This is a genomic window from Lysinibacillus sp. GJ-1 (assembly GCF_021166035.1).
Taxonomy (GTDB): domain Bacteria; phylum Bacillota; class Bacilli; order Bacillales_A; family Planococcaceae; genus Lysinibacillus; species Lysinibacillus sphaericus.
Window position 1 is genome coordinate 1,822,409 of the sequence record NZ_CP088912.1, and the last position, 25,704, is coordinate 1,848,112.

Annotated in this window: 23 protein-coding genes and 1 pseudogene; 18 read left to right on the forward strand and 6 right to left on the reverse strand. The window is 37.7% G+C overall.

The window, feature by feature from the left end; translation table 11 throughout:
* Window positions 1–234 precede the first annotated feature (234 nt).
* The 9 genes from LO754_RS08555 (at window position 235) to LO754_RS08595 (ending at window position 9,714) form a co-directional block, all read left to right on the forward strand.
* Complete coding sequence (locus tag LO754_RS08555; RefSeq protein WP_024363463.1) at window positions 235–1,146, forward strand: dihydrodipicolinate synthase family protein; 912 nt, start codon at window positions 235–237, stop codon at window positions 1,144–1,146.
* Between the two features lie 146 nt (window positions 1,147–1,292).
* Window positions 1,293–2,690, forward strand: coding sequence for an extracellular solute-binding protein (locus LO754_RS08560; protein ID WP_231786022.1), 1,398 nt, complete (start codon window positions 1,293–1,295; stop codon window positions 2,688–2,690).
* 78 nt (window positions 2,691–2,768) lie between these two features.
* Window positions 2,769–3,530 (forward strand): carbohydrate ABC transporter permease, encoded by a 762-nt coding sequence (locus tag LO754_RS08565; RefSeq protein WP_231786023.1) that lies wholly within the window; start codon window positions 2,769–2,771, stop codon window positions 3,528–3,530.
* 124 nt (window positions 3,531–3,654) lie between these two features.
* Window positions 3,655–4,494: a carbohydrate ABC transporter permease gene (locus tag LO754_RS08570; protein WP_231786024.1), complete on the forward strand. Its 840-nt coding sequence runs from the start codon at window positions 3,655–3,657 to the stop codon at window positions 4,492–4,494.
* A 26-nt stretch (window positions 4,495–4,520) separates the two neighbouring features.
* Entirely contained in the window at window positions 4,521–5,210 is a 690-nt protein-coding gene (locus LO754_RS08575) for an N-acetylmannosamine-6-phosphate 2-epimerase (protein ID WP_024363467.1), read from the forward strand.
* A 47-nt stretch (window positions 5,211–5,257) separates the two neighbouring features.
* The gene (locus LO754_RS08580) at window positions 5,258–6,142 is read left to right on the forward strand and encodes an ROK family protein (protein WP_231786025.1); all 885 of its coding nucleotides are present in this window, start codon (window positions 5,258–5,260) and stop codon (window positions 6,140–6,142) included.
* Window positions 6,143–6,158: 16 nt separating this feature from the next.
* Entirely contained in the window at window positions 6,159–7,013 is an 855-nt protein-coding gene (locus LO754_RS08585) for a MurR/RpiR family transcriptional regulator (protein WP_231786026.1), read from the forward strand.
* 53 nt (window positions 7,014–7,066) lie between these two features.
* Entirely contained in the window at window positions 7,067–8,260 is a 1,194-nt protein-coding gene (gene nagA, locus LO754_RS08590; protein WP_231786027.1) for an N-acetylglucosamine-6-phosphate deacetylase, read from the forward strand.
* Between the two features lie 305 nt (window positions 8,261–8,565).
* Window positions 8,566–9,714 carry a cyclically-permuted mutarotase family protein gene (locus LO754_RS08595; RefSeq protein ID WP_231786028.1) on the forward strand — a complete coding sequence of 383 codons (1,149 nt, stop codon included), beginning with the start codon at window positions 8,566–8,568 and terminating at the stop codon, window positions 9,712–9,714.
* A 49-nt stretch (window positions 9,715–9,763) separates the two neighbouring features.
* On the opposite strand, the gene LO754_RS08600 is transcribed toward LO754_RS08595, so the two are convergent.
* The 3 genes and pseudogenes from LO754_RS08600 to LO754_RS08615 form a co-directional block, all read right to left on the reverse strand.
* Entirely contained in the window at window positions 9,764–11,743 is a 1,980-nt protein-coding gene (locus LO754_RS08600) for an alkaline phosphatase family protein (protein ID WP_231786029.1), read from the reverse strand.
* 200 nt (window positions 11,744–11,943) lie between these two features.
* On the reverse strand, window positions 11,944–12,861 hold the full coding sequence (locus LO754_RS08605) for an amidase (protein WP_231786030.1): 918 nt from the start codon (window positions 12,859–12,861) through the stop codon (window positions 11,944–11,946).
* A pseudogene (locus tag LO754_RS08615) lies at window positions 12,792–13,402 on the reverse strand (amidase family protein). The gene LO754_RS08605 and the pseudogene LO754_RS08615 overlap by 70 nt, the downstream one beginning before the upstream one ends.
* A 124-nt stretch (window positions 13,403–13,526) precedes the next feature.
* On the opposite strand from LO754_RS08615, the gene LO754_RS08620 reads away from it, so the two are divergent.
* Entirely contained in the window at window positions 13,527–14,270 is a 744-nt protein-coding gene (locus LO754_RS08620) for a response regulator transcription factor (protein WP_231786032.1), read from the forward strand.
* Between the two features lie 338 nt (window positions 14,271–14,608).
* Window positions 14,609–15,394 (forward strand): VOC family protein, encoded by a 786-nt coding sequence (locus tag LO754_RS08625; RefSeq protein WP_024363475.1) that lies wholly within the window; start codon window positions 14,609–14,611, stop codon window positions 15,392–15,394.
* A gap of 65 nt (window positions 15,395–15,459) precedes the next feature.
* Here the strand turns inward: LO754_RS08625 and LO754_RS08630 are convergent, their stop codons facing one another.
* Window positions 15,460–15,660 (reverse strand): cold-shock protein, encoded by a 201-nt coding sequence (locus LO754_RS08630; RefSeq protein ID WP_004269397.1) that lies wholly within the window; start codon window positions 15,658–15,660, stop codon window positions 15,460–15,462.
* 215 nt (window positions 15,661–15,875) lie between these two features.
* On the opposite strand from LO754_RS08630, the gene LO754_RS08635 reads away from it, so the two are divergent.
* The 4 genes from LO754_RS08635 (at window position 15,876) to LO754_RS08650 (ending at window position 22,023) form a co-directional block, all read left to right on the forward strand.
* Window positions 15,876–17,555 (forward strand): formate--tetrahydrofolate ligase, encoded by a 1,680-nt coding sequence (locus tag LO754_RS08635; protein WP_231786033.1) that lies wholly within the window; start codon window positions 15,876–15,878, stop codon window positions 17,553–17,555.
* A gap of 824 nt (window positions 17,556–18,379) precedes the next feature.
* Entirely contained in the window at window positions 18,380–19,000 is a 621-nt protein-coding gene (locus LO754_RS08640; RefSeq protein ID WP_024363477.1) for an HD domain-containing protein, read from the forward strand.
* Complete coding sequence (locus tag LO754_RS08645) at window positions 19,000–20,886, forward strand: ABC-F family ATP-binding cassette domain-containing protein (protein WP_231786034.1); 1,887 nt, start codon at window positions 19,000–19,002, stop codon at window positions 20,884–20,886. The genes LO754_RS08640 and LO754_RS08645 overlap by 1 nt, the downstream gene beginning before the upstream one ends.
* 12 nt (window positions 20,887–20,898) lie before the next feature.
* Window positions 20,899–22,023 carry a conserved virulence factor C family protein gene (locus tag LO754_RS08650; protein ID WP_024363479.1) on the forward strand — a complete coding sequence of 375 codons (1,125 nt, stop codon included), beginning with the start codon at window positions 20,899–20,901 and terminating at the stop codon, window positions 22,021–22,023.
* Here LO754_RS08650 and LO754_RS08655 read toward each other — a convergent pair.
* Window positions 22,009–22,167 carry a hypothetical protein gene (locus LO754_RS08655; RefSeq protein WP_231786035.1) on the reverse strand — a complete coding sequence of 53 codons (159 nt, stop codon included), beginning with the start codon at window positions 22,165–22,167 and terminating at the stop codon, window positions 22,009–22,011. The two genes, LO754_RS08650 and LO754_RS08655, sit on opposite strands and share 15 nt — an antisense overlap.
* 40 nt (window positions 22,168–22,207) lie before the next feature.
* Entirely contained in the window at window positions 22,208–23,167 is a 960-nt protein-coding gene (locus tag LO754_RS08660) for an alpha/beta hydrolase fold domain-containing protein (protein ID WP_435892058.1), read from the reverse strand.
* 126 nt (window positions 23,168–23,293) lie between these two features.
* Between LO754_RS08660 and LO754_RS08665 the strand changes: the two genes are divergently transcribed.
* From LO754_RS08665 to LO754_RS08675, 3 genes are all read left to right on the forward strand, one after another.
* Window positions 23,294–23,710 (forward strand): Rrf2 family transcriptional regulator, encoded by a 417-nt coding sequence (locus tag LO754_RS08665; RefSeq protein WP_024363481.1) that lies wholly within the window; start codon window positions 23,294–23,296, stop codon window positions 23,708–23,710.
* A 61-nt stretch (window positions 23,711–23,771) separates the two neighbouring features.
* Entirely contained in the window at window positions 23,772–24,539 is a 768-nt protein-coding gene (locus LO754_RS08670; protein ID WP_108030532.1) for a DUF7683 domain-containing protein, read from the forward strand.
* Window positions 24,540–24,745: 206 nt separating this feature from the next.
* On the forward strand, window positions 24,746–25,399 hold the full coding sequence (locus tag LO754_RS08675; protein WP_435892059.1) for a DUF3885 domain-containing protein: 654 nt from the start codon (window positions 24,746–24,748) through the stop codon (window positions 25,397–25,399).
* Window positions 25,400–25,704 lie beyond the last annotated feature (305 nt).

The window sequence follows — 25,704 nt, forward strand, 5'->3', positions numbered from 1 at the left end:
TGTTTACGAAGGTGGAATTTTTCTCCGTAAATTAAAAAAATAAAGAAAATTATTTACAACTTTTTTGACTTGTTATAATATTACTTGTAAGCGTTAACAGTAATGACATTTAAAAAACGCAAGAGGTTAATGCCATGCTTTATCATTTCGAAAATAGGGGCATTAAAACATGCTATTTTCGTGGTGTTTTGTCAACGGACAATGATATAAAAACTTTTTAGGTGGTGTTCAAAGGTGAATTTAGAAAAGTATAAAGGAATCATTCCTGCTTTTTATGCTTGTTATGATGAGCAAGGAGAAATATCTGAAAGTAGAACGAAAGAATTGTGTAACTATTTATACAAAAAAGGTGTTAAAGGGCTTTACGTTGGTGGAAGTTCAGGAGAATGTATTTATCACAGCTTAGAAGAAAGAAAAGCGACCCTAAAATATGTGGCACACCAACTAAAAGGGAAGCTTACATTAATCGCACATGTGGGGGCACCATCAACAAGGGATAGTGTAATTTTAGCAAAATATGCAGAAGAATTAGGCTATGATGCTGTCTCGGCCATTCCACCTATTTACTTTAAATTTTCAGAAAGTTCGGTTTATAAGTATTGGACGGAAATTATGGATGCAACGACAATGCCATTTATTATTTACAATATCCCACAAACGACAGGTTTTGACCTTTCACTAAATCTCTTTAAAAAACTAATAGAAAATGAAAAAGTGATAGGGGTAAAAAATTCTTCTATGCCTGTTATGGATATTGAAAGATTTAAGGCTACTGCCGGTGACAATTTTATCGTCTTTAATGGGCCTGATGAGCAATACGTTTCAGGCAGAATAATCGGTGCTGATAGCGGAATTGGTGGAACATATGCCGTAATGCCTGAGCTATTTTTAATGGCAGAAAAATTTGTGTCAGCAGGGGATTTCGCGAATGCTAGAAAAATTCAACATGATATTAATGATATTATCGTTGCTTTATGTTCGTTAAATGGTTCTCTATATTCCACGATTAAAGAAATTTTAAAACAAAACGGGGTTCATATAGGCAGTGTCAGAGCTCCATTAGAGCCGGTATCGGGTGACGATTTAAATAAAATCGCTAGTATTAAAGCGTTAATCGACAACGCCATCCAAAAGTATAAAGGGTAGTCCACTTGAAAAGGTCAACCGTTAGTAATAAAGGTTGTCGATAATTACAAGTGTAATTTCACATAGGGGAGGACACAAGCTAATAAAAAGCTTGTCTTTCATATAGGCAATTTTATTTTAATGACATTCATAAGGGGGAGTCGTTTATGTTTCAAAGGCGTTATTTCGCAACTGCAATAGCAATCTTGTTTGTACTTTCAGTGCTAGCAGGATGTACAAGTAATTCTACTGATAGTTCAAAATCTAGCTCTAGTTCATCTGATGTGGTCGAGCTAAAAGTATGGTTAACTCCGCAATGGAAAGGGGTTTTAGATGCTTCTGAAAATGGAGCAGATTATGATAGCTTCTTCAAACATGCAGGGGAGCGTTTCGCTGCTGAGTATAAGGAGCATAACGTTAAGGTGAATGTAGAGGTAATTGCAGGGGAGCAACGAGATGAGCTATTAAATGTCAATCTGAATGGTGGAACACCTCCAGATGTGTTCTTTGAAAGTGTATTTGCCATGGGAGACTACGCGCATAGAGGAGCATTAGTACCATTAAATGATATTGTGGATGAGCAATCAAAAAAAGATATTGCTCAAGGTTATTGGGACAGTGTGACATTTGGTGAAGATGTGTACTTCTTCCCGTTCTCGCATAACCCAGGTACTTTAGCTTACAATGCGGACATGTTTAAAGCTGCAGGACTTGACGAGTACATTGGTGGAGAGTATGAAATTAAAACTTGGACACTAGCTGACTATGAAAACATATTAAACAAGTTAAAGTCCGATATACCGAAAGATCAATATTCCAATGCGTACCCTATGGGATTATATGCGTTAAATAATCAAGGTGATACTTGGAATCTTGCTTATTTAAGAATGTTTGGCAATCCATTTTTTGATAACAACGGCAATTTAATCATTGATGATGCTAACGGTGTGAAAGCAGCCAATTGGTTAAAGAAAATTTACGATGATGGTTTAACAAATCCAGGGGTAGAATCTGTTTCTTCAAATGACGTGAATGCGATGTTCCAAAATCAACAGCTTGCAATTAGTTTTACTAACGCAATATTATTCAATAACGCAAAGGCTGATATGGAAAGTGGAAAAGCGCCTAAATTTGATATAAGACTAGCAAACATTCCTTCTGAAAGTGGCGATCCATTATCGTTCACGTATGTAACGGGTGCAACTGTATTTGACACAAAAGATGAAACGAGAATAAAAGTTAGTAAAGATTTTGTGAAATTTATTTCCACAGATGCTGAACTTGTCAAGGCTTCTAAAAATGGTGTACCTGTTAGAACATCAGTTGCCAACGAGTTCAAATCTGAAAAGCATTATTTCGAGGCGTATTCTGCTAACGACCCTTACATGTTTAACTTCACAGGTAACGTACCGGGCTACAGCCAATTAAGACAAGTTTTATATCCAGAACTACAAGCACTATACACGGGTGGAAAAACGGCGGAGCAGGCTGTGAAAGATTATGAAACAAAAGGCAATGAGGTAATTGAAGAATCAAAAGCAGATTCTGTAATTTATAAAAAATAGCATGGCGTGTATATAACTTTACAACAATTTAAGCCCCTAGATGCTGGGGCTTAAATTGTAGAAAGGTAAATGATAGCGATGAAAATCAATAAAAAATCGTTTAAAGAAAATATGACAGGTTACTTGTTTATCGCACCTCAAATTTTACTTTTTCTTATATTTTTAGTTTACCCTATTATAGAAGGAATCCGTTTAAGTTTATTTAAAATAAATTATCAAGATGAAGTGTTTGTTGGTTTTGCTAACTATAAAAAATTATTTAGTGATCCTGTATTCGTTCAGTCTACAATCAACACCATTATTTTTGTAGTATGTATTGTCGCGCTGACGGTGTTTTTTGCCCTGTTTGTTGCCTCTACTGTATTTGATAAAAATGCGAAATATGTGTCTTTTATACAAGGTGCATATTATATTCCGGTAATGGTCTCGGCGGTTGTTATGAGTATGATATGGAGCTTTTTGCTAAACCCTGCAAATGGACTTATTCCTTTTATAGCAAGAAAAATGGAACTAGCCTCCGTCAACTTTTTAGGGGATACGAATTGGGTATTACCAGTCATTATTTTCGTTACATTTGCGACAAATGTGGGGCAGGCCATTATCCTTTATATTGCCTCTATGATTGGGGTGCAAAAGGAACTTTTTGAAGCGGCTGAAGTCGATGGTGCAAGTCGCATGAAAATCATATTCAAAATCATTATTCCAATGGTTAAACCGACGACGATTTACATTATTATTATGAATATTATCGCAGTACTTAAAATATTTGTTGTTATTCAGTTATTAACAGGTGGAGGTAAACAACGCCTCTACGACACTCATGTATTACTTATACAATAATGCATTTAAGTATAATCAGCTTGGTATTGCTTCTGCAGTAGGTGTAATTATGTTCCTCATTACATTAGTGTTATCTACGCCACAGCTAAGAACAATGCTCAAGAAGAATTAGAGGTGAACGAGTATGCGAAGAAAGAACAACAAGAGGAAAAGAGAAAAAATAGAAATCATAACAAATTGCATTGTACTATTTTTTGCCGGTTTAAGTCTTTTCCCGCTCTATTGGCTTGTGACAAGTTCCTTTAAGAACAGTGCGGATGTAGTAAAAATGCCACCAGATTGGTTTCCAAAAAGCTTAAACTTTAGTAACTATGTAGATGTATTTAACAATCAGCCAGCTTTTATATGGACTTATAATAGTTTGTTTGTAGCTTTAATGTCCACATTTGCTTTAATTGTTGTTAGTTCACTTGCAGTATATGCCTTTTCCCAATTGAAATTTAAAGGGAAAAACATCATTTTCATTATTTTTATTTCAAGTTTAATGATACCTAAAGAGGTTATGATTGTTCCGCTATTTAGAATTATTCAAGATATGAATATGGTCAATACATTAAGTGGTATGATTTGGCCTAATGTCGCAACAGCCTTCGGGGTATTTTTACTAAAAGGATTTTTTGATACTATCCCAGATTCATTAAGAGAAACGGCCAAAATCGATGGCGCAAGCGAATTCCGTATATTTTTTAAGATTATGTTGCCATTAGTTAAACCGGGTATAGGTGCTTTATTTATTCTTAACTTTGTGCAAGTTTGGAACGACTATTTATGGCAACTTGTTGTTGGGCAAGACGTTCATTCCAAAACATTAATGGTAGGAATCGCAACCTTAATGCAAGATTTAAATCCTAACTTTGCTTATAAGATGGCTGGTGCTACTGTAGCAGCAATTCCGATGTTACTGATATTTATTTTCTTCCAGAAGTACTTTACAAAAGGAATAACGATTGGAGCAGATAAGTAAATGTTTATCCATGGAGATGTATGCAAATGAATAAAAAACAAAAAGTATTTGACGGTATTAAAAGACAACTGATTGTTTCATGTCAGGCACTTCCAGAAGAACCTCTTCACAGCCCTTTTATTATGGGGAAAATGGCTTATGCGGCGATGCTTGGGGGAGCTAAGGGCATTCGGGCAAATAGTATTGAAGATATTAGAGAAATTAAGCGTATGGTTGAACTGCCGATTATTGGTATTATAAAAAAGACGTGTGAAGGGTCCGACGTAGTGATAACACCTACTGCTCATGAGATTGAATTGCTTTATCAGGAGGGGGTAGATATCATTGCGCTAGATGCCACGAAAAGGATACGACCTGATGGCACCACTATCAGCGAATGTTTCCCTAAAATTAGGGAAACATTTAAAGACCAAATTTTTATGGCTGATTGCTCCACGTATGAAGAAGCAAAAGTGGCCTATGAACTTGGGTTTGATTGCTTAGGTACAACATTAAGTGGTTATACGGAATATACAAATGATAAAAAATTGCCTGATACAGAGTTAATTAAAAGATTAGTCCAAAGTTTTCCGATTCCTGTTATTGCGGAAGGTGGTATTTGGACTCCAGACGAATTGAAACGCGTTTTTGATTTAGGTGTTCATACAGCAGTGATCGGTACAGCAATCACTAGACCGATGGAAATTACGAAAAGATTCGTTCAGGCTATACAATAGTGAAGATTGCTAGACGAGGAAGAATAGTGTTTTAAAGGATGATGCAAGTGAAAATATTAGCCGCTGATATTGGTGGAACATCGATAAAAGTAGGGATCGCAGATTATAATGGACGCTTAGAAGTATTTAAAGAATATGATACGGAAAGTAACAAAGGCGGAAAGTATTTAGTTGAAAAACTAATTAAGATAATCCATGAGTTTCAAGGCTTTCAAGCAATAGGCATTAGTACGGCAGGTCAGGTTAATAGTGCAGATGGTTCTATTATTTATGCTAATGATAATATTCCAAACTATACGGGAACTAAATTAAAGGAAATTCTCGAGAGGCATTTTAAAGTGCCTGTTAAAGTTGAAAATGATGTCAATGCAGCTGCCCTAGGGGAAAAGCATTTTGGTGCAGCACAGAACTATCATGATTTTATTTGTTTAACTTATGGTACAGGTATTGGTGGTGCCATTATCATAGACTCTAAAATTTATAAAGGGCATAATGGCTTAGCAGCAGAATTCGGGCACGTGATTACGCATCCTTTCGGTAATAAGTGTAACTGTGGTAAGCAAGGATGTTATGAAACGTACGCTTCGACAACGGCTTTAATAAAAAAAGCACAGCAAATAAACGCTGACTTTATAAATGGTAGAGTCATTTTCGAAAGAATGCATCAGGGAGACAAAAGTTTAGAAAAGGTTTTTCAAGATTGGATAGTAGAAGTAGCATTAGGGTTAACTTCCTTCATTCACATTTTTAATCCTCAAGCGATTATAATAGGTGGTGGTGTTATGGAGCAAGATCATCTTGTTGAGATTATAGCACATCAAGTGAAAGCGTTAACGATGGAGAGTTTCACAGATGTTAAAATTATGCAAGCCTCACTTGGAAATAAAGCCGGCGTTTTAGGTGCTGTGTCACTTCATTTACGAGGCGATTAATAGAAGGAGTATTAAAATGGCAAAACAAGATATATTTTCACTTATTCATTCGAGATACAATTCTTTTACTAACACGGAAAAAAAGGTAGCTGATTATATTCTCGAAAATATTAAAGATGTTATTTACATGTCGATTACCGATTTGGCTGATGCGTGTCATGTAGGAGAATCAAGTGTATTTCGATTTTGTAAAACGATGGATTTAAAAGGCTATCAGGAGTTTAAAATTATGTTAGCTCATAGCATTTCTCTCGATAATGAAACCCCGCAACTATCTAGTGCCATTACGATGCAAGATACAATTGCGGAACTATCGTCGAAGGTTTTATCTTCAAACGTTCAAGCGCTAACGGAAACCTTTAATTTACTATCGGAACAGGATATTGCACTAGCTGTTGAGTGCATGATTAATGCCCAAAGAATTCACTTCTTTGGCGTCGGCTCGTCCTTAATGACAGCAATGGAGGCCAAAAACAAGTTTATGAGAATTACGAATAAAACCGAGTGTTCGCTCGATTCACATCTGCAAATTATGTCTGCTGCTTTAATGACAAAGCAAGACGTAGCTGTGCTTATATCTTATTCGGGTTCAACGAAGGATACAATTGAAGTAGCAAAAGTAGCAAAAGAACGAGGGGCAAAAATTATTTCAATCACGAGATTTGCCAAGTCTCCTTTAACAAGTTTTTCTGATATTACATTGCTTTGCGGCGCGAATGAAGTGCCACTTCAAGGGGGCAGTTTATCTGCAAAAATATCACAGCTCTATCTTTTAGATTTACTCTATTTAGAATACTTTAAGAAAACAAATAAGGACTCCGTTCATAACAAAGAACTGACTGCACAAGCGGTTATAGAGAAGATGTTATAAAGGCAGACAAAATATTCGGACAAGTAAATTGATTGGTGGGGAGAGTGAGGTTGATGGAACAATCAATTGTTTTAACGAATGCCAAAATATATGCAGAAAATGGCATTATTGATGATGGATTTATAAAGATGACGGGTATGAACATTCAAGCTATAGGATGGATGCACAATTATAGAACGGATGAGCAAGCGGTTATCATTGATTTACAGGGACATAACGTAATACCTGGCCTCATTGATATTCATATTCACGGTACGTCTGGTGCTGATGTAATGGATGGAGAAATTGCATCGCTGGAAACAATTGTCGGAGCATTGCCCCAGGAAGGGACAACGAGTTTTTTAGCGACGACAATGACACAATCGGACGACCATATTTCACAGGCGTTAAAAAACGCAGCAAATTTTATAAAAAATCATCAACAACCAGGTCAGGCAGAGGTGCTAGGGGTTCATTTAGAAGGGCCATTTGTGAACCCTAGCATGGCAGGGGCTCAACCAGTGGATTTTATCGTGCTGCCAGAAATCTCGCTATTTGAAAAATGGCAAAAGCTAGCTGAAGGAACCATTAAACTAGTTACGTTGGCTCCTGAGCAAAAAGGGGGCTTGGAACTAATCCAGTATTTGAAACAACATGGTGTTGTCATCTCAATCGGCCATTCGAATGCGACATTTGCGCAAGTCCAAAAGGCAATGGCTGCGGGGGCTACGCAAGTAACGCATTTATTTAATCAAATGAAAGGATTGCATCACCGAGAGCCGGGCGTCGCGGGGGCTGCTTTGTTGCTGGAAGAATTATATGCTGAGTTAATTGTAGATGGCATTCATGTATGTCCTGAAATGATTCAGTTAGCATATCAAAGTAAAAAAAGTGAGAAGCTCATTTTAATTACAGATTCCATGCGTGCAAAATGTTTACAAAATGGCAATTATGATTTAGGCGGTCAGTTGGTCATCGTGAAAGATGGTACGGCTGAATTACAAAATGGCACATTAGCGGGCAGTGTGTTAAAACTTGATGATGCAATGAAAAACATGCTGCATTACTGTGATGACTGTACACTGGAAGATGTTATTAACATGACGTCAAGAAATCCTGCAAAGCAGTTAAATATTAGTCATCGAAAAGGAAGTATTGCAGTAGGGAAGGATGCAGATATAGTAGTTTTAGACGATCATTACGAGGTACTAATGACTTTTTGTAGAGGTGTCCTATCTTATCAAAAAGAACTATCAATGGATGACTAGCATTGGTTTATTTAAGGAGTTTTGTTGTCGAAGAAGCTGATTGTTTTCTTAAATACTAGTAAGTATCGTTTCAACATAGATTTTGTTACGATGTCCGTCGTTTAATATAAACGCTATTTTCACCTCTTTTCTTATCGTTTTCCTTCAAAAGAATAATCTTTTTCACACTTAAATATTCGGAATATTTAGAATTTTTATAGGGCTATTTAGAAATAAAAGCAATCCCCCAAAGGAGGTGATTTGCGCACTATTTTTTATATCCATAATAAGAAATTTATATTTCCAAATAAAGAGGAGGCGAACGTATGAAAAAATTTTTGGTAGTAGCTATGGCATCAATGTTGGTTTTAGGTGTTGGTATGGCAAATAAAAAAGTAGAAGCTTCTAGGGACGGAGAATCAGTGGACAGAATAACATGGGAATATGCAGGAGAACTTAAGGCACAAAAAGGATTTGACAAGAATATTGGAACAGCTGGCGTCTTAGCTGGCTCTTATAAAGATTATTTAATCGTAGGAGGAGGTGCTAATTTCCCTTATGATACAGTTTTAAATGGAGGGGCAAAGAAACATTACTCCGATGTCTATGTCTATAAAAAAGATAACAACAAGTTAACGCTGGTAGAGCATACGAACCTTAATCATGAGATTGGTTATGGAGCGTCTATCACGACAGAAAAGGGAATCTATTATATTGGTGGCAGTCCTGACAAAGAATATGCAGATGATATCACATTATTGACGGTTGACCAAAATCAAAAATTGAAAGTAGAGAAAATAGGGGATTTGCCATTTACATTTAGTGATGGGATAGCGGCTGAAAAGAATGGTAAATTGTATATTGGACTTGGTAAGCAAAATGCAAAAGAAAGTAATAAATTATATGAATATGATTTAAAAACATTGAAAATAAAAGAGCTAGCTTCGATACCAGGGGAAAGTGTTCGAAACCAAAGTGTGGCCCAAATATTAAATGGAAACCTTTATGTATTTAGTGGTGGCGGATCTGTTGCCTATACAGATGGTTACCAATATAATATTGAAAAAAATCAATGGTCCAAAGCCTCCTCTGTAAAACTGGATGACAAAGAGCTATCTTTACTTGGCGCTAATTCAGTCAAATTAAATAACAATGAAATGATGGTCATTGGCGGTTTCAATAAAGAAGTTTATGATGATGCAGTAAAAAATTTAGGGACATTAAAAGATGATGAACTTTTGGCATTTAGAACAAAATACTTTACTGCAGATCCTTATGAATTTAAGTGGAATAAAGATGTACTCATCTATAATGCGCAAGAAGATACTTGGCGTTCTGTAGGAAAAGTCCCATTTGATGCACCTTGTGGTGAGGGCTTAGTGTTAATGGATAGCAACATTTATTCTATAAATGGAGAAATTAAACCGGGGGTAAGAACAAACGCAATTTATGCGGGTACACTATTGTTCGATTAAGAACAAACGGTTGCGTGTTGCTCATACTTTGAGGGAATGATTGTGTGAATCATTCCCTTTTTTTGGTAGTAACAATGTCTTCAATAATTTCGCCTTCAACAAATGAGGGGATATCTAAGCCAAGTACATGATAAATCGTTGGTGCAATATCTAAATTAGATGTGGTGTTTATTTCTTTCCCTTTTACAATAGCTGTCCCAGTAGCGATAAAAATAGGTTGTAACATCTTTCTAGCAGCATCTCCTCCATGTGTCCCTAATTCAATCGGTGGTGCACTATTTTTTTCCATGTCGCTGCCCATCACATAGCCAGGAGCGCCAATTAATAGAACATCACCTGCGTTTTGATGTTCTAAAAGGGTACTATTGTCGTCTGTATTTTTTATGACCTTTTCATAGGGATGAATTTTTGGTTTCAAAAGATGGTGCCAAAGATCTTTGATATGATGTTGGACAGTAGGGAATGAAAAGCTCTCTACTTTAATGGCAGTTTTCATTTTTTGCACATCATATTGAATAAGTGCTTCCTTATTATCCGAGACTTTTACCTCTTTAAAAGCTTGCATGATTTGGCTACGGACATGTTTATATTGTTCACGTGGTACAACTCCCTTCTTTTCACGGTTTCTCAAATTAATATAGACATGTGCCGCGGAGCCACTAGGAATGGCGTAAGCTTTTGATTGCGCATAGTTTATGTTGTTTTTTTCATCTACAGTTAATAACCCAGCATCTTTTAATACTTTATTAGGGAAAAGAGTAGTATGGGCTGGTTCCATTCCATGATCCGAGACGACAAATAATGCATCATTCTTTTTCAAGGAATTTAATGTTTCACCAACTACTTGATCCGCTAAACGATATGACCATTCGATATAGCCCATATATTTTTCGGACTTTTTAACTGAAAAGTCTGGTTGCCGTGGATCGATTAATAAATACTTATGCTGTTCATGATCTATATGGGGCGTATAAAACATAAGTAAATCAGGGTTGTATTGCTGTTTTATATAAAGAGCAACTTTTGTAACCCACATAACAGATCGGGCGCTGATTTCTTCATATTCCTTTCTCGTAATCCATCCTTTTTCTAGGGCACTGTCGTCATCTTGGACAGGATAAAAACCAAATTGTTGCTCAATCTCATCGGAAAATCCTTTAGGACCACTAATTAAGCTAGAAGTTACGGCCGTTCTATAAAACTTTACAGGATGGCTAAGGTCTTGCATCTCGGCTTTTACTTTAAAGTAAAAACCTGCGGACAGAGAGTCTTTTAACTGGAAGGAAAGAGCTCCCCATTCCTTTGCTGTTACCATCACGTCTTCCGCATCGACCTTTTTATCTGCAGATACTATAAAGGTGTCATAGTTTTGTATTTGATCGTTAGACGAGTCAATCGCTAAAATATGGAGAAGGCGATTTTTTTCATTTTTCATGTCAATAGACAATTCGGTTTCCTTAATAGGGCTGTAGCTTGTAGGGGCATCAATCCATGCGGAAGCTAGTTGAAAGGTTAATGACTCCAAAGTGCTTGGAGACCATGTTTCACCAAAATAAATAGCAAAATCACCTTGTTTTTCTTCTTTAGGATTTGCTCCAGGAAAAGCGATAGTAGCGGTTGTTTTGCCTTGTTTCCTAGCTTCTACCCACACGGGCGGTACTTCGCTTTCTGCTTGGAAACCACTTTCTTCATTATCGATAGCTGTATTTGGTTCGTGAAAATGATTGCTTACGATGCCCGTCTGTTTCGGTGTCGCCCCTGTGGCAATGGCTGCGTGTGAAGGGGCAGTAAGAGAAGGGGTAATGGTAGAAGGATTTTTTGCAGTAACCCCGTTTGCTAACATTTGTTTGATATGAGGTAATTTATTTTCTTGTATATATTTTTTAGTATAGTCATTTTTCATGCCATCAAATGAGATAAGGACAATCTTTCGTTCCGTTTCATCATTTTCCTTTGCTTTACCATCCTGCATGATGGTAAAAAAACATAAATTTAGAGCGATGATGCTTGCATATAAAGTTTTTTTCATGTTTCTTATCCTTTCTTAGACTAACTAGCAATTGAAACAGCACCTAAACGCTTATCCTTTAGCTATGTATTCATTCACGAAGCGCCTTTATCCAAACAATACCCGTTGTCTCCTATTTCAAACGTTTGACTTAATAGAATGTCCAATGTCAATAAACAAGAAAAAGGAGGTGCAAGATTCATGCTTGCACCTCCTTTTTCTTACTTTCTAGCAATTTCTGCAACTTCAGTACCTACATGTACGGGTGGAAGACGGTCTTTCCATGGAACCGCTTCCTCTAATTGTTTCCCAAGCTGAAGCAGTGTTAGCTCATCTGCGAAGCGCCCTGTAAATTGGAGTCCGATTGGTAAGCCTGACGCACTCATCGCAAGTGGCAATGATATCGATGGTTGACCTGTTGCATTAAACAAGTTTGTGAACGGTGCGTATGTGAAAATTTGTTCTGTCCATTCAATTGCTGAAATAGTTGGGTTATTGGCATTTAGCTCACCGATTTTGGCTGGTAAAGTGGCGATTGTTGGACTTAATAGCACATCATAATCCGCAAAGAATGTTCCAACTTGGCGTGACACAAGTGCATTGGTATGGATGGCTTCTAATAGTGCACTAGCCTTTAACTCTTTGCCATATTCATAACACTGCCAAATGGCTGCTTCAATATGATCGCGTGAAGGTGTTTTCCCAGTTAATGCGGCAGCACCTTCAATCATTTTATAAATATTCGCTGTCCAAATATTGACCGTTGCACTGGAAAAGGTTGCTTGGTCATAAACTGGTCGTGCTTCAACTACTTCATGCCCTAACTGTTCTAATAATTTTACCGTCTTATGAACGGCCTCAATACATTCCATATCGACGGATACACCAGAATTAGTTGCTGTAGTCCAGGCAATTTTTAGTGGTCTTCCCTTTTGTAGTATCGCTTTACTATAGGGCATTTCTGGGCTTTGTATAACCGAGTAGCAACCTAAGTCTGGTACTACTTGATCCAGTAAAGTAGCGGTATCACGAATGGTTTTAGTAAGGGCAAATTCAATGGCTAGTCCATTTAATGCTTCGCTATTGTAAGTACATCGGTACGCACACGTGAGGGCTTTAAACCGATGACACCACTGCATGATGCGGGAATACGAAGTGATCCACCACCATCATTACCATGTGCGATAGGGACAATGCCGCTAGCAACAGCAGCAGATGCTCCACCACTTGAACCTCCTGGGCTATGGTCTAGATTCCATGGGTTACGAGTAGGTAGTAAACGACAGCTTCTGTTGCAGCATTATAACCGAATTCCGGTGTTGTCGTTGTACCACTTAATACAAAACCTGCGTTTTTAAAACGTTTCATTAATTCACTGTCAACGGACATCACCGCCTTTTCTGCCACACGACTGCCCATACTATGTGGCACATCCTCCGCATGAATGACAAGTTCTTTAATTAAAAAGGGGACACCTGCAAATGGTTGTTGTTCATGTAAAGTTGACATTGCTTTTTCAGCCTGTTCCTCTAATACGCTAACAACGGCATTAATCGAAGCGTTCACTTTGTCAATTCCTTGTAGCGCTAATGTTGTAAGTTCTTGCGGTGTCACCTGCTTTGTTTTTACTAACTCTGCTAATCCAAGCCCATCATAGGAAGCATATTCTTGTAAATTCATCTGATCACCTCATTATTAGTTTGACTTACAAGTTTATTTTAAAATGATAAATGAAAAAGTAACATTACCCAAAAGTATAAAATTGCTTTAAAGAGAATATATGTGTTTAAAAGAGAGAATAGAGGTGATTATAATATTTTTTGAAATAAAAGAGGTGAACTATTTACTAGAAGCAATGTTTAGAATTTCAAATATTAATTTGCAACAAACAAGTGAAGATTTTAAATTGAATGTTTTGCAAGTATTAAGTGAATGTTGTCACTACGAGCATGCTATATTCTGGGAAGTGATAGATGACGAGTTAACTAATCAACCAGTGTGTTTTAATGTAGAAGCGTATACAGTGGAAAATTATTTAAATGTATATAAATTTTATGATCCTTTACATCCGATGAATATGCAAAACCAGCCTGATATTCAATTAATGCAACAAAACGAAGTGATATCAAGAAAGAATAAGCGTTATTATATAGAAAGCTTTTTACAATACCATGATTTTATAGATGAAATGGTGATGTATTTGACTATACAACATAAGCCATCCGCGGCAATTGGCCTTTTGCGCAAAAAGGGGGAAAAGCCCTTTACCGAACAGGATCGACAAAAGCTATTAGTTGTGAAGCGCTTGATTGAAAATAGTTATTTATTACATCAATACGTTCAGCCAGCACAATCATTGCAAATTACCCAACGTGAAAAGGAACTGTTACGCTATTTATGTAAAGGGTTTAAAAATGCAGAAATTGCTAGTATTTTATATGTCAGTGAAAATACGGTGAAGAAGCATCTGCAAAATTTATATCGGAAATTTCAAGTCACTTCCCGAACGCAGCTCGTGTTAAAATATGCTGACAACTTTCGTATATAAAATGATGTACAAAACGTAATCCTTACGTTAAACAAATATTAACTACTCGCCTTATACATCCCATAAAAAATGACCAATAGCAGTGTTGTATGTTAAGAAAGAACACTGGCATTGGTCATTTTTTTATAGTCTATTTTTTCAATTACAATCCTCTTAAGCAGCTACAAACTTCGCAAAATCTTAAAACAAAATCCATTATAGGCCTTGAATGACATCATTTAAAATAGTTTCATAGTATAGAGAAAGTACTATAGCTATTTAAATATTTTTAATTTTAATTTAAACCAACAAAACTAACTGGTAAAGTATATAATGAAAAGACAAAAGGAGGTAGAAGTATGACTTTGTATTTTGATCATTTAGTTCATCAAGTTCAGTCACCAGAAAATATGAAAGTCTTTTTAAATAAACGTCATATCCATACCGTGAATGGTGGGCAACACACAATGTGGGGGACATATAATACGTTAAGCTATTTTGGATTAAGCTATATTGAACAAATAGCAGTATACGATCATGCACTATTTGAGGAAGCGGCTAAATTACCGTATTCTCTGCATTATACGTTCAAACAGAACAATGAGCGCTATGGTTTTTCAAGAATTGCTTTACGTACAACAAATATAGAGCAAGAGGCACAACGATTAAGTGCTCTTGGTTTCGATGTTTATGGACCAGATGCTTGTAGTCGAACGAGACCAGATGGATCAGTTGTGCATTGGAAACTATTGCATTTTGGGAAAGTAGGGCAAGCAATTGATTTTCCATTTTTTATTGAGTGGGCTGATGGAGATGAGGAGCGCTATGCGCAGTTAATAGCCAGTGGGGCGGTAACAACATCACAAACGATTTCAATGGAATCTGTGCAATTTTATGTGCAAGATGCACAGGCAACAGCAAAGTTATGGCATGAAGTATTACAATTACCAGAGCCAGTTGTACATTCCGAGTTTATTGCCTTACATTTGCCAAATATTCGTTTAGATTTCTATGAAGAAGCTGCTGCTACAAAAATGATGCTTGGACATAAAAGTGAAGGGCCTTTCGGAGTGACATTGAAGGATACTGATCGAACAAAGGAAACATTAATGTTTCCTTCGGCATTTTATTGGCTTAACCCTTAGAGATGTTTAAAGTAGGACCGTTTATAAATAAGGAGCTGTTCAGTTGTTGAACAGCTCCTTGTACCTTATAATTTCACAACATTGGATGCTTGCGGACCGCGATTGCCTTCCACTACATCAAATGAAACCTTTTGCCCTTCTTCAAGTGTACGGAAGCCTTCCTCTTGTATGCCCGTAAAATGTACAAATACATCTTCTCCATCATCACATTCAATAAAGCCATAACCTTTTTCGTTATTGAACCACTTTACGATTCCTTGTTGCATAAGCATTCGCCTCCAATGCGCTTGAATGTAAAATACTATCAATTAAATCGTGACATAATTGAAAAAATATGAAAAATTGCATTTTCTCTTAGAACATACATGAATTCATTAGAGATGTCAATTGATTGTCGAAATATTGCATAACTAACTGTGTATTCTTTCACAATAAAGTCTATAATGGAGTTGAATCATATATAGAGAAAGTAGGGTTCCATATGACAACGAAAAATCAACCTTTATCAGATTTAGAAATTGCTAGCCAAGCGGTAATGAAGCCAATTATAGACATCGCCAAAACGGCCGGCATTCCAGAGGATGCATTAGAACAATACGGTCGCTACAAAGCTAAAATCGATCCTTTAAAAATAACAGCTCATGGTGAGGATGCAAAGGTGGTATTAGTGACCGCCATTAGTCCAACGCCAGCTGGTGAAGGAAAATCAACAGTTACGGTTGGGTTAGCAGATGCCCTTCATCAATTAAAGAAAAATGTTGTTGTTGCATTGCGTGAGCCTTCCCTAAGTTCAGTAATGGGTGTCAAAGGAGGCGCAACGGGTGGTGGCTATGCACAAGTTGTACCGATGGAGGATATTAACCTACATTTTACTGGTGACTTACACGCCATCACAACAGCGAACAATGCGCTGTCAGCATTTATTGATAATCATATCCATCAAGGGAATGCTTTAAACATAGATCCTCGTCGTATCATTTGGAAACGTGTGATGGACATGAATGACCGTGCGCTTCGAAAAGTGGTGATCGGTCTTGGTGGACCAGTACAAGGGATGCCACGTGAGGATGGCTTTGATATTACAGTTGCCTCTGAAATTATGGCGGTATTTTGTTTGGCAACTAGCATAGATGATTTGCGTGAGCGTTTAGCAAGCATCGTGATTGGTTATACATTTGATCGTGAGCCAGTATTTGTGCGCGATTTACAAGTACAAGGTGCACTAACGCTGCTATTAAAAGATGCCTTCAAACCAAACTTAGTACAAACACTTGAAGGGACACCTGCAATTATTCATGGCGGTCCATTTGCGAATATCGCACATGGCTGTAACTCCATTATGGCAACACAAACAGCACGTAAGCTAGCTGATATCGTCGTAACAGAAGCGGGCTTCGGTTCCGATTTAGGCGCCGAGAAGTTTATGAACATTAAAGCACGTAAAGCAGGTTTTAAACCAAGTGCGGTAGTAATTGTAGCAACCATTCGTGCATTGAAAATGCATGGCGGAGTAGCGAAAACAGCACTTGTTGGAGAAAACGTGCCTGCCCTGTTACAAGGCATCGAAAATTTAGCGAAACATGTGGAGACGATTCGTACATTTGGTGTTGAACCAATTATCGCGTTAAACCGTTTTATTACAGACACAGAAGCAGAACTAGAAGCCGTGCTAAACTGGTGTCAAGAAAATCATGTGCGCATTGCCCGTACAAATGTCTGGGAAGAGGGCGGCAAAGGTGGATTAGCCTTAGCAGAACAAGTAATATCTGTGTTAGATGAAGAAAATAATTTCTCTCCTTTATATGATGTAACCGAATCAATTGAAGAAAAAGTACGTACTATTGTGCAGAAAGTTTACGGCGGGAAAGATGTCCAATTTACAGACCAAGCGAAAAAACAAATGGCGCAAATCGAAAAATTTGGTTGGGATACGTTGCCGATATGTATGGCCAAAACACAATATTCGTTATCTGACCAACCAAGTTTACTAGGACGTCCTGAAGGCTTTACCGTAACGATTCGTGAAGTCATTCCAAAGCTTGGTGCAGGATTTTTAGTTTGCTTAACAGGCGATATAATGACGATGCCTGGTTTACCTAAACAGCCAGCTGCCCTACGTATGGATGTCGATCGTGAAGGACATGCGGTCGGGTTGTTTTAATTAAAAACCGCGGGTAAAAGTAGTTGTTTCGCGGGTAAAGTTTAAAAAAACGCGGATAAAATACCTCAATTCGCGGGTAAAAGCATTCACAATATAAAAGCTGCCAACATCTCAATAAGATGGGCAGCTTTTATTGTTCCTTCAGCGGGAGGGTATTACATGCAGTCAATTTCTTTCCTACTTCCTTCGTAACGTATTACTTCCTTTTTACCTAAAATGAACTTCGGAAAAATGTTCCTAAATGAATTATCGATCCTTGTTAGCACGACTCCAATGATGCGGCATTTCGCAAAATGATCACATAGTGGATGATACATGAATCATTAAAGGTAGGCGTTACGTTCCAATCTACTCAGGTATCGAATAGTAGAAGGTAACATCGTTTAATGAAGAATCCATCATACCTTGCTACATTTGGTAAAAGCCTTCGTGGTCGTGCAAACAAAACTAACTGGTTGTTCACAAATTTTTGTATTGTACATGTACTATGCGGGTTGACAAACTTGAAAATAAGGGAAAATGTTCACTTTTATTGAAGATGATCGGTTACACTATACGCATTTCATCATTCTGTCAAACAGTATTCAATTGTAAGCCCGCTGAAGTTATTTAAGCTAGTAAAACACATAGTTTTTTGTACGCTACGCAAATTGTGAGTATACAGAACAATAGAGGTTGTTCTGTATGTTTATTTTACAATAGTCTGAATAATTAATCAATTGATATGTATTTTTTATTTGTTTTTCTCTAGAAAAGGCTACATCGTTACCAACTTCCGATAGCAATACAGTATAATAGGCAAAGAGGAAGGACTGAGAATGGATATGAATGATTTAAAAAACAAGGTACGTGGTATCTATGAGCAATTTGATGCGAGTCATGATTTTCAACATATTGAGCGCGTTTATGAAAATGCGGTAGCGATTTTACATACAGAACCAGATGCAGATGCAGAGGTTGTGAAAATGGCGGTGCTTTTGCATGATGTGAGTGATAAAAAGTATACAGATAGCAAAGAACAAGAAGAACAGCTTATTAATGAATTGCCGATTAGTGATGCAAAAAAACAACATATTCGTGATTGCATCGCACAAGTGTCGTTTAATGGGGGCAATGAACTGAAAGCCACTTCACTTGAAGCGAAAATTGTGCGTGATGCTGATCGTTTGGATGCCATTGGCGCAATCGGCATTGCACGGACATTTGCTTATGGTGGTGCCAAAGGTCGTAAACTCTACGATGATACAGAAGAAGCACGTACAACAATGACCGAGGAAGATTATCGAAGTAAAAATACATCTTCTGTAACCCATTTTTATGAGAAGCTTTTATTATTGAAAGATTTAATGACGACTGATAAAGGCAAGCAAATGGCAAATGAACGCCATCAATTTATGGTCAGCTTTTTACAGCAATTACAGAACGAAAGAGATGGAAAAGCATAATGAGTCATTTAATCGTACAAAATTTAACGAAGACAGTGGGCGATAAAACGCTCTTTCAAAATATCGAATTTACAATTTATGAAGGGGAGCGTGCGGGTCTCATCGGCATTAATGGTACAGGGAAATCTACGTTGCTGTCCATTTTAGCTGGTCAAATCGAAGCGGATGCAATTGCCATTGATCGTCCGAATAAATATCGTATAGCGTATTTACCCCAAGAACCAACATTTAATAGTGGTGAAACGGTACTACAAGCCGTGTTTGCAGGCAATTCGCCCGTTTTACAACTGAACCGACAATATGAAGAAACTGTGGCTGCGCTAGCGATGAACCCAACGTCAGAAAGCTTACAAAAAACATTGTTTAGCTTACAGCAACGTATGGATGAGGAGCAAGCTTGGGATGTCAATGCCCTTGCGAAAACCGCGCTGACAAAGCTTGGTATTGAAATGTTTGATAAAGAAGTGTTAACCCTTTCAGGTGGTCAACAAAAACGTGTCGCTTTAGCAAAAGTGTTAATTGAGCCAGCAGACCTTTATTTATTGGACGAGCCGACCAACCATTTAGATGTACAGTCCACAGAATGGTTGCAGGAAATGGTATTGCGCTTAAAAGGTGCTGTTATTTTCATTACCCATGATCGTTATTTCTTAGATGAATTATCAACTCATATATATGAAATTGCCGACCAAACGCTATATCGACATACAGGCAACTATGGAGACTTTTTAGAGGCTCGTGCGATTCGTGAGGAAATGGCCGCGGCTTCAGCCCAAAAAGATCGCAATCGTTATCGTTCGGAGTTAAAATGGATTCGTCGCGGTGCAAAGGCGCGCTCCACAAAGCAAAAAGCCCGTATTCAGCGTTTCGAACAATTGGAAGACAACTTAGAACGCAAGTCAGATGATGTGTCACTGGAATTGGGCTTAGCGACAACACGCCTTGGACGCAAAGTATTAGAGGCTGAAAATATATCAAAGGCTTTTGGTGCACAAAAAATCGTTGAGCATTTTACGTTTTTACTGCAACAAGGCGATCGTATTGGTATTATCGGTGCCAATGGCGTTGGTAAATCCACTTTACTTAATATGCTAGCTGGCGAACTTTCACCGGATAAGGGAGAGATTCATGTTGGCTCTACCGTCAAACTTGCCCATTTTAAACAGACGTTACCGAAAATGAATGAAAATGAGCGCATGATTGAATATATTCGTGAAGCGTCAAATGACATTACCGATGCAGAAGGTGTACGCTATTCCGCTGCCCAAATGTTGGAGCGCTTTTTATTCCCACTGCATGCACACGGTACACCAATCGGTAAATTATCCGGTGGAGAACGGAAGCGCCTGCATTTATTAAGACTTTTAATGGAACAACCAAATGTCCTGTTATTGGATGAGCCGACAAATGATTTAGATATTGAAACGCTAGGAGTATTAGAAGACTTTATCGAACATTTCCCAGGCGTTGTCATCACCATTTCCCACGATCGCTTCTTCCTTGATCGTATAGCTAAAAAGCTATGGATATTAGACGGGCAAGGACATGTCGATGAGTCGCTTGATATTTATAGCGATTATTTACAAAAGCGTGAGCAGGAAACATCTGTCAAGGTAGAAGCACCAAAAGTGGAGAAACAAAAGATTGATAAGCCAAAATCTGACAAGAAAAAACTGTCGTTTAAAGAACAAAAAGAATGGGAAACCATTGCAGATGAGATCGAAAAAACAGAGACAACGATTATGGAAACCGAGGCAGGGATTGCAAACGCTGGCGCTGATTTTACTAAATTGCAGGAGTTAACGGCGAAATTAGATGAACTAAATGCACATTATGAGCATCTCATTGAAAGATGGTCGTACTTAGATGAAATCGTAAACGGATAAGGAGTGTATTACATGAAAATACTTACAATTGAACCGACACCAAGTCCTAATTCAATGAAGATTATCGTCGATACGGAGTTACCGTTTGGCAAAAGCTTTAACTTTACAAAGGACAACAAAGACGAAGCGACAGGAGAAGCGGCAGCTATTTTAGCCATAGAAGGGGTTAAAGGCGTCTATCATGTAGCGGACTTCTTTGCAGTCGAACGTAATGCAAAGTACGGCTGGGAAAGTATTTTATCGAGCATTCGACAAGTATTGGGGGAAGATGTAGCGGAGGCTAGCGACATCCAAATTGCCAATGAATTTTTCGGTGAAGTTTATGTCCATGTCCAGTTCTACAAGCAAGTGCCGTTACAAGTAAAAGTATTTGACAATCAGCGAGAATACCGTGTGAGCTGTGGTGATCGTTTTGTCGATGCATTTAATAATATTATTGCTACAGATGTCGATGAAAACTACATCTTCCAACGTAAATGGATTGACTATGGCGTTCGTTATGGTGAGCTTGAGGAAATTGCGGAAGCGGTCAAACAGGAAATCGATGTGACCTATTCTGTACAACGTTTAGCTGATATTGTTGCAACGGCGAATGATACAGAAAAGACCAATCAAAAACCAGCTAAGTTAAAAATAACGGTGGAACAGTTCCAACAGCCTGAATGGGAAAAACGTTTCCAATTACTTGATCAAATGGCAGATCCCGAGCTTGATGATTTACCACTTTTAGATTTAGCGTTGCAAGATGAGCAAATGTCCATCCGTCGTTTGGCAACGGTCTACTTAGGCATGATTGAAGATGTAGCAGTAGTACCATACTTGGAAAAAGCATTGCGTGATAAAAGTGCTGCGGTGCGCCGTACGGCAGGAGACTGTATGAGTGACCTAGGCTTTGTGGAGTTTGAAGAGGCAATGCAACAAGCATTACAAGATAAAAATAAACTTGTCCGCTGGCGCGCAGCAATGTACCTATATGAAGTAGGAACAGAGCAATCTTTACAAGCGTTAAAGGCAGTCGAAGATGACAAAGAATTTGAAGTAAAACTTCAAGTGAAAATGGCGATTGCCCGTATTGAGCAAGGAGAAGAAGCAAAAGGCTCAGTGTGGAAGCAAATGACCGAATCACGTCAACAATAATTGCATAAAAGTCATTACAAGAGCATCTAATTTCGATGCTCTTGTTGTATTTTTCGCTGCTAGAATCAAGAGAATCGCCACTAAGATATCCGAAATCGCCACTAAAGCATCCGAAATCACCATTAAAACTACAGAAATCGCCAATAAATTCTCCAGTATCGCTAATCAGGCGTGGAAAAGTAATTTAAGTAGTAGGTGAAGCCGCTTTTTCAAATGCTTTCTTAAAGGCATACATATAATTTTTAATTGCTCGTTGACTAATTTCTACTTGTGGGACCATGTGTTCAAAGCCATGAAAGCATCCAGGATATAGATGAAATTCGGTCGGTACACCCGCTTTTGTAAGCCTCGCAACATATTCAATAGTTTCATCACGGAATGGATCTAAATCGCCGATAAATGTATACGTAGGAGGAAGATTAGCATAATCGTCTGCATGCAGAGGAGCTGCATAAATAGGCGCTTCACTAGCGTAATGAGGCCCTAAATACATTTCCCATGCACGCTGATTTTGCGGACCATTCCATACTCTAGCATCAGTAATTTCATTATTTGACGGTAAAATACAACGATTATCAATCATTGGATAAAGTGGCATTTGAAAAGCAATTTTCGGCCCTTTTCGATCCCTTGCCAACAAGGAAACCGCGGCAGTTAATCCACCTCCAGCACTTGCACCATGGACAGCAAGCCGTGTTAAATCAATCCCTAGTTCAGAAGCATTTGCCGCTAGCCATTCAAGGGCTGTATAGCAATCTTCTACACCAGCAGGGTAAGGATGTTCAGGTGCTAAGCGATAGCCAACTGAAACGACAACACAATCTAATTGAGCAACAAGCATTTGACAACTTGCATCAAACATCTCGATTGAGCCAATGATAAAACCCCCACCATGAATATATAAAATAGCAGGTACAGCGCCATATTTTTCAACTGGTTCATAAATTCGAATACGAACGTCTAGGGCCCCGTTAGGACTAGCAATAAAGCGCTCTGATATCATAACATTCTCCATTTTTACTTCGTCACCGCTAAGCATTTCATTCATCGCACCACGCGACTGTGCAATATTCTCTCTTGTTAAATGCAAATCTTCCATAGCTGATAAGAACGTTTTTAATTCAGGGTGTACTCGATTTTCCACTTGCATGCCCTCCTTATATTGAAACGATATTTTAATTGTGATTAAAATATCACAATTAAAATATAGTACAATGATTAAGAGAAGTCAAACGAAAAAAAGAGTATTTAGAAAATTGGGGGAATGACAATGCAGTTACTTATCCAATCGGGTGATCTTGGGCCAAAATGGTTCCATGTCGCATTGCGAGCAATTGTCCTCATGGCGGAATCGAACGAACTACTAAAAAGTAATGTCATTGCCGAGACACTAGGGGAAGATGCTACATTCATTAGAAAAATGCTCGCCAAACTTGCAGAACAGGATTATGTACAGGCGCATAGTGGTCGTTATGGGGGCTATTGTCTCAATAAAACACCAGCGCAAATTACGATGCAAGATATTTATAAAGTGTTAGGAAATGACAATGAAACACCCTATTGGTCGGTGCCATCTACCGGTTCAGAACGTTTTATCTCTATGGTTATTGCAAAAGCCGAAAAAACGTTTCAATCGGTACTGGCAGACTATACAATTCAAGATATTTTGGAGAATAGAAGTCAATAGGTGGTAGGGAATAAGACTCGTAGACTCTGTACTTATTTTAATAATGGAGGTGCATCTATCTGTGCATAGAGAAATCGACTATCAATGGCGTATTACTAAGTACAATCCTGCTTATCGAAATGCAGAACGACATTATTTGCGAGATGAGTGGACAAGTGCTTCAGAAATCGGGAAATCTTTTCATGGAGAAATATTAACGTTAGGCGACTATTTACAAGTCGAGAATGCGTATGTAGATACGGTAATGAAATGTCTTGAGGTTTATCAAATTGAGAATGTCCGACTAATCCATCTTGAGACATATGGTCTGTCTGACGTGGATAAAAGTTCTCCTTTATATGATGCTGCGTTTGATACAATTTCGTTGGCAGAAGATATGCTAGTAACCATTGCTCAAATTCCTATCGTCTGTAAAATGGTGTTGCGAGAGTTTATTCATTGCCAATTGATTACCGAGGATTTATTTGTCCAGTTCGGTTATGACTACTATATGTATATTGGAGCGAACAGCATACAACAGGAAGCACTTCAATTTGCGAGCGAGCAATGTCTTTTTGTAGAGCAAATGATGTCTCCCTATTATCTTTCTGAAAAGAATGTTATACGAGAAGTGTCATGGAGTTTTCCAGGAGAGGCAATAATCGAAGATAGTGAATTATTGACCGATATTACGTTAGAGGAGTTGCAAACTATTTTTCAACTCTCTTCTATTCATCCGGTTACAGGCTCTTACAAAATTACAGAGGACAATGCGAAGTTTTTCCAAAAGAAAATTAAGCATAAAATGGACTTTAATAAGTATGAATACTATTTATTAGCTGGAAGTTAAGTAAATAGAGATGTTCGAAGCTGTTATTAATATAATATATGAACACAAACACTTGCCTGAAACGTTGCTTTTAAAGCGTTTTGGGCGCGTGTAAGTTATTACAAACCACTGTTTATTTGGGAAGGAGCTAATATACTAACATTTATAGTTATTTGAAACATAGTAGTTTGTGTATCCCAGATATTCGAAATATTGAAGAGATAATAATGAGAGGTGATAAAATGCAGTTACATGACTTTATGCACGAAAATTACCCCAATTTACTACTTGGACCACCTTTATTTTATAATTGGCATATAGGGATCCGTTTTGAACTTGGGGTTAATTGGAAAAGAGAATATGATTATCCAAATAACCCTTATGTGTTAGGGTGTTATAAAAGAGCGATTACTTTATTTGAAGCACTGCATAGTCCAAATGAAGAGATTTTTGTAGTGATGGATATTCATGATGTTAAAAATAATAGAAACTTAAAACGTAAATTAAAAAATTTTCCACGTTATGTGAACCAATCTTTATTGTTGAAATTAAAGCATGAAGCGTTACCGTATATATTCCCTGAAGATAATGAAGATGGGAAATTAATAACGCATCGTTTTACTTTACAATGTAAAACGTTCGATTTTAACTATATTCCACTGTTAAAAGCCATTTGCAATCAAGACTTGGGATTGAAACCGCAGATTTACTATGATGTTTACTTCATAAATATTAATAGGAAAACCATTTTTCACGTCTACGATGACAGAGGTTGTGATTTGTTGGCAACTTCTCCCGCTACAATAAAAGATATTTACAAGAAGCAGAATGACTGGATTTTAGACTATGACAGGGCGGAAATTGATAAGGTGTTTTTATAGAACATGATAGTGAATGTCTACCTTTATTAAAAACCTATCTGAAAGGAAAGAAATCGACTATTGGAGCTAATAGCATCCACCTTAATTACCGAAGATATTGCGCACTAGTATCAAAAGCACACGATAGATTTTATTAAGTATGCGTAAAAGCTAGAAATTAAAATACAAAAGCACTCGCTCAAAACGTAACTTTTATTGCGTTTTGGGCGAGTGTTTTCTATTGGGAAAAAGCGGTAAAAAAAGTTCGTGTGATTCTATGAATGATTATCATTTTGTCCAATATATTAGTAAATATACAATATGAA

Coding starts and splice junctions, on each gene's coding strand:
- LO754_RS08560 (WP_231786022.1), top strand. CDS start 1,293: ATGTTTCAAAGGCGTTATTTCGCAACTGCAATAGCAATCTTGTTTGTA.
- LO754_RS08565 (WP_231786023.1), top strand. CDS start 2,769: ATGAAAATCAATAAAAAATCGTTTAAAGAAAATATGACAGGTTACTTG.
- LO754_RS08570 (WP_231786024.1), top strand. CDS start 3,655: ATGCGAAGAAAGAACAACAAGAGGAAAAGAGAAAAAATAGAAATCATA.
- LO754_RS08575 (WP_024363467.1), top strand. CDS start 4,521: ATGAATAAAAAACAAAAAGTATTTGACGGTATTAAAAGACAACTGATT.
- LO754_RS08585 (WP_231786026.1), top strand. CDS start 6,159: ATGGCAAAACAAGATATATTTTCACTTATTCATTCGAGATACAATTCT.
- nagA (WP_231786027.1), top strand. CDS start 7,067: ATGGAACAATCAATTGTTTTAACGAATGCCAAAATATATGCAGAAAAT.
- LO754_RS08595 (WP_231786028.1), top strand. CDS start 8,566: ATGAAAAAATTTTTGGTAGTAGCTATGGCATCAATGTTGGTTTTAGGT.
- LO754_RS08600 (WP_231786029.1), bottom strand. CDS start 11,743: ATGAAAAAAACTTTATATGCAAGCATCATCGCTCTAAATTTATGTTTT.
- LO754_RS08605 (WP_231786030.1), bottom strand. CDS start 12,861: ATGCAGTGGTGTCATCGGTTTAAAGCCCTCACGTGTGCGTACCGATGT.
- LO754_RS08625 (WP_024363475.1), top strand. CDS start 14,609: ATGACTTTGTATTTTGATCATTTAGTTCATCAAGTTCAGTCACCAGAA.
- LO754_RS08630 (WP_004269397.1), bottom strand. CDS start 15,660: ATGCAACAAGGAATCGTAAAGTGGTTCAATAACGAAAAAGGTTATGGC.
- LO754_RS08635 (WP_231786033.1), top strand. CDS start 15,876: ATGACAACGAAAAATCAACCTTTATCAGATTTAGAAATTGCTAGCCAA.
- LO754_RS08640 (WP_024363477.1), top strand. CDS start 18,380: ATGAATGATTTAAAAAACAAGGTACGTGGTATCTATGAGCAATTTGAT.
- LO754_RS08645 (WP_231786034.1), top strand. CDS start 19,000: ATGAGTCATTTAATCGTACAAAATTTAACGAAGACAGTGGGCGATAAA.
- LO754_RS08650 (WP_024363479.1), top strand. CDS start 20,899: ATGAAAATACTTACAATTGAACCGACACCAAGTCCTAATTCAATGAAG.
- LO754_RS08665 (WP_024363481.1), top strand. CDS start 23,294: ATGCAGTTACTTATCCAATCGGGTGATCTTGGGCCAAAATGGTTCCAT.
- LO754_RS08675 (WP_435892059.1), top strand. CDS start 24,746: ATGAGAGGTGATAAAATGCAGTTACATGACTTTATGCACGAAAATTAC.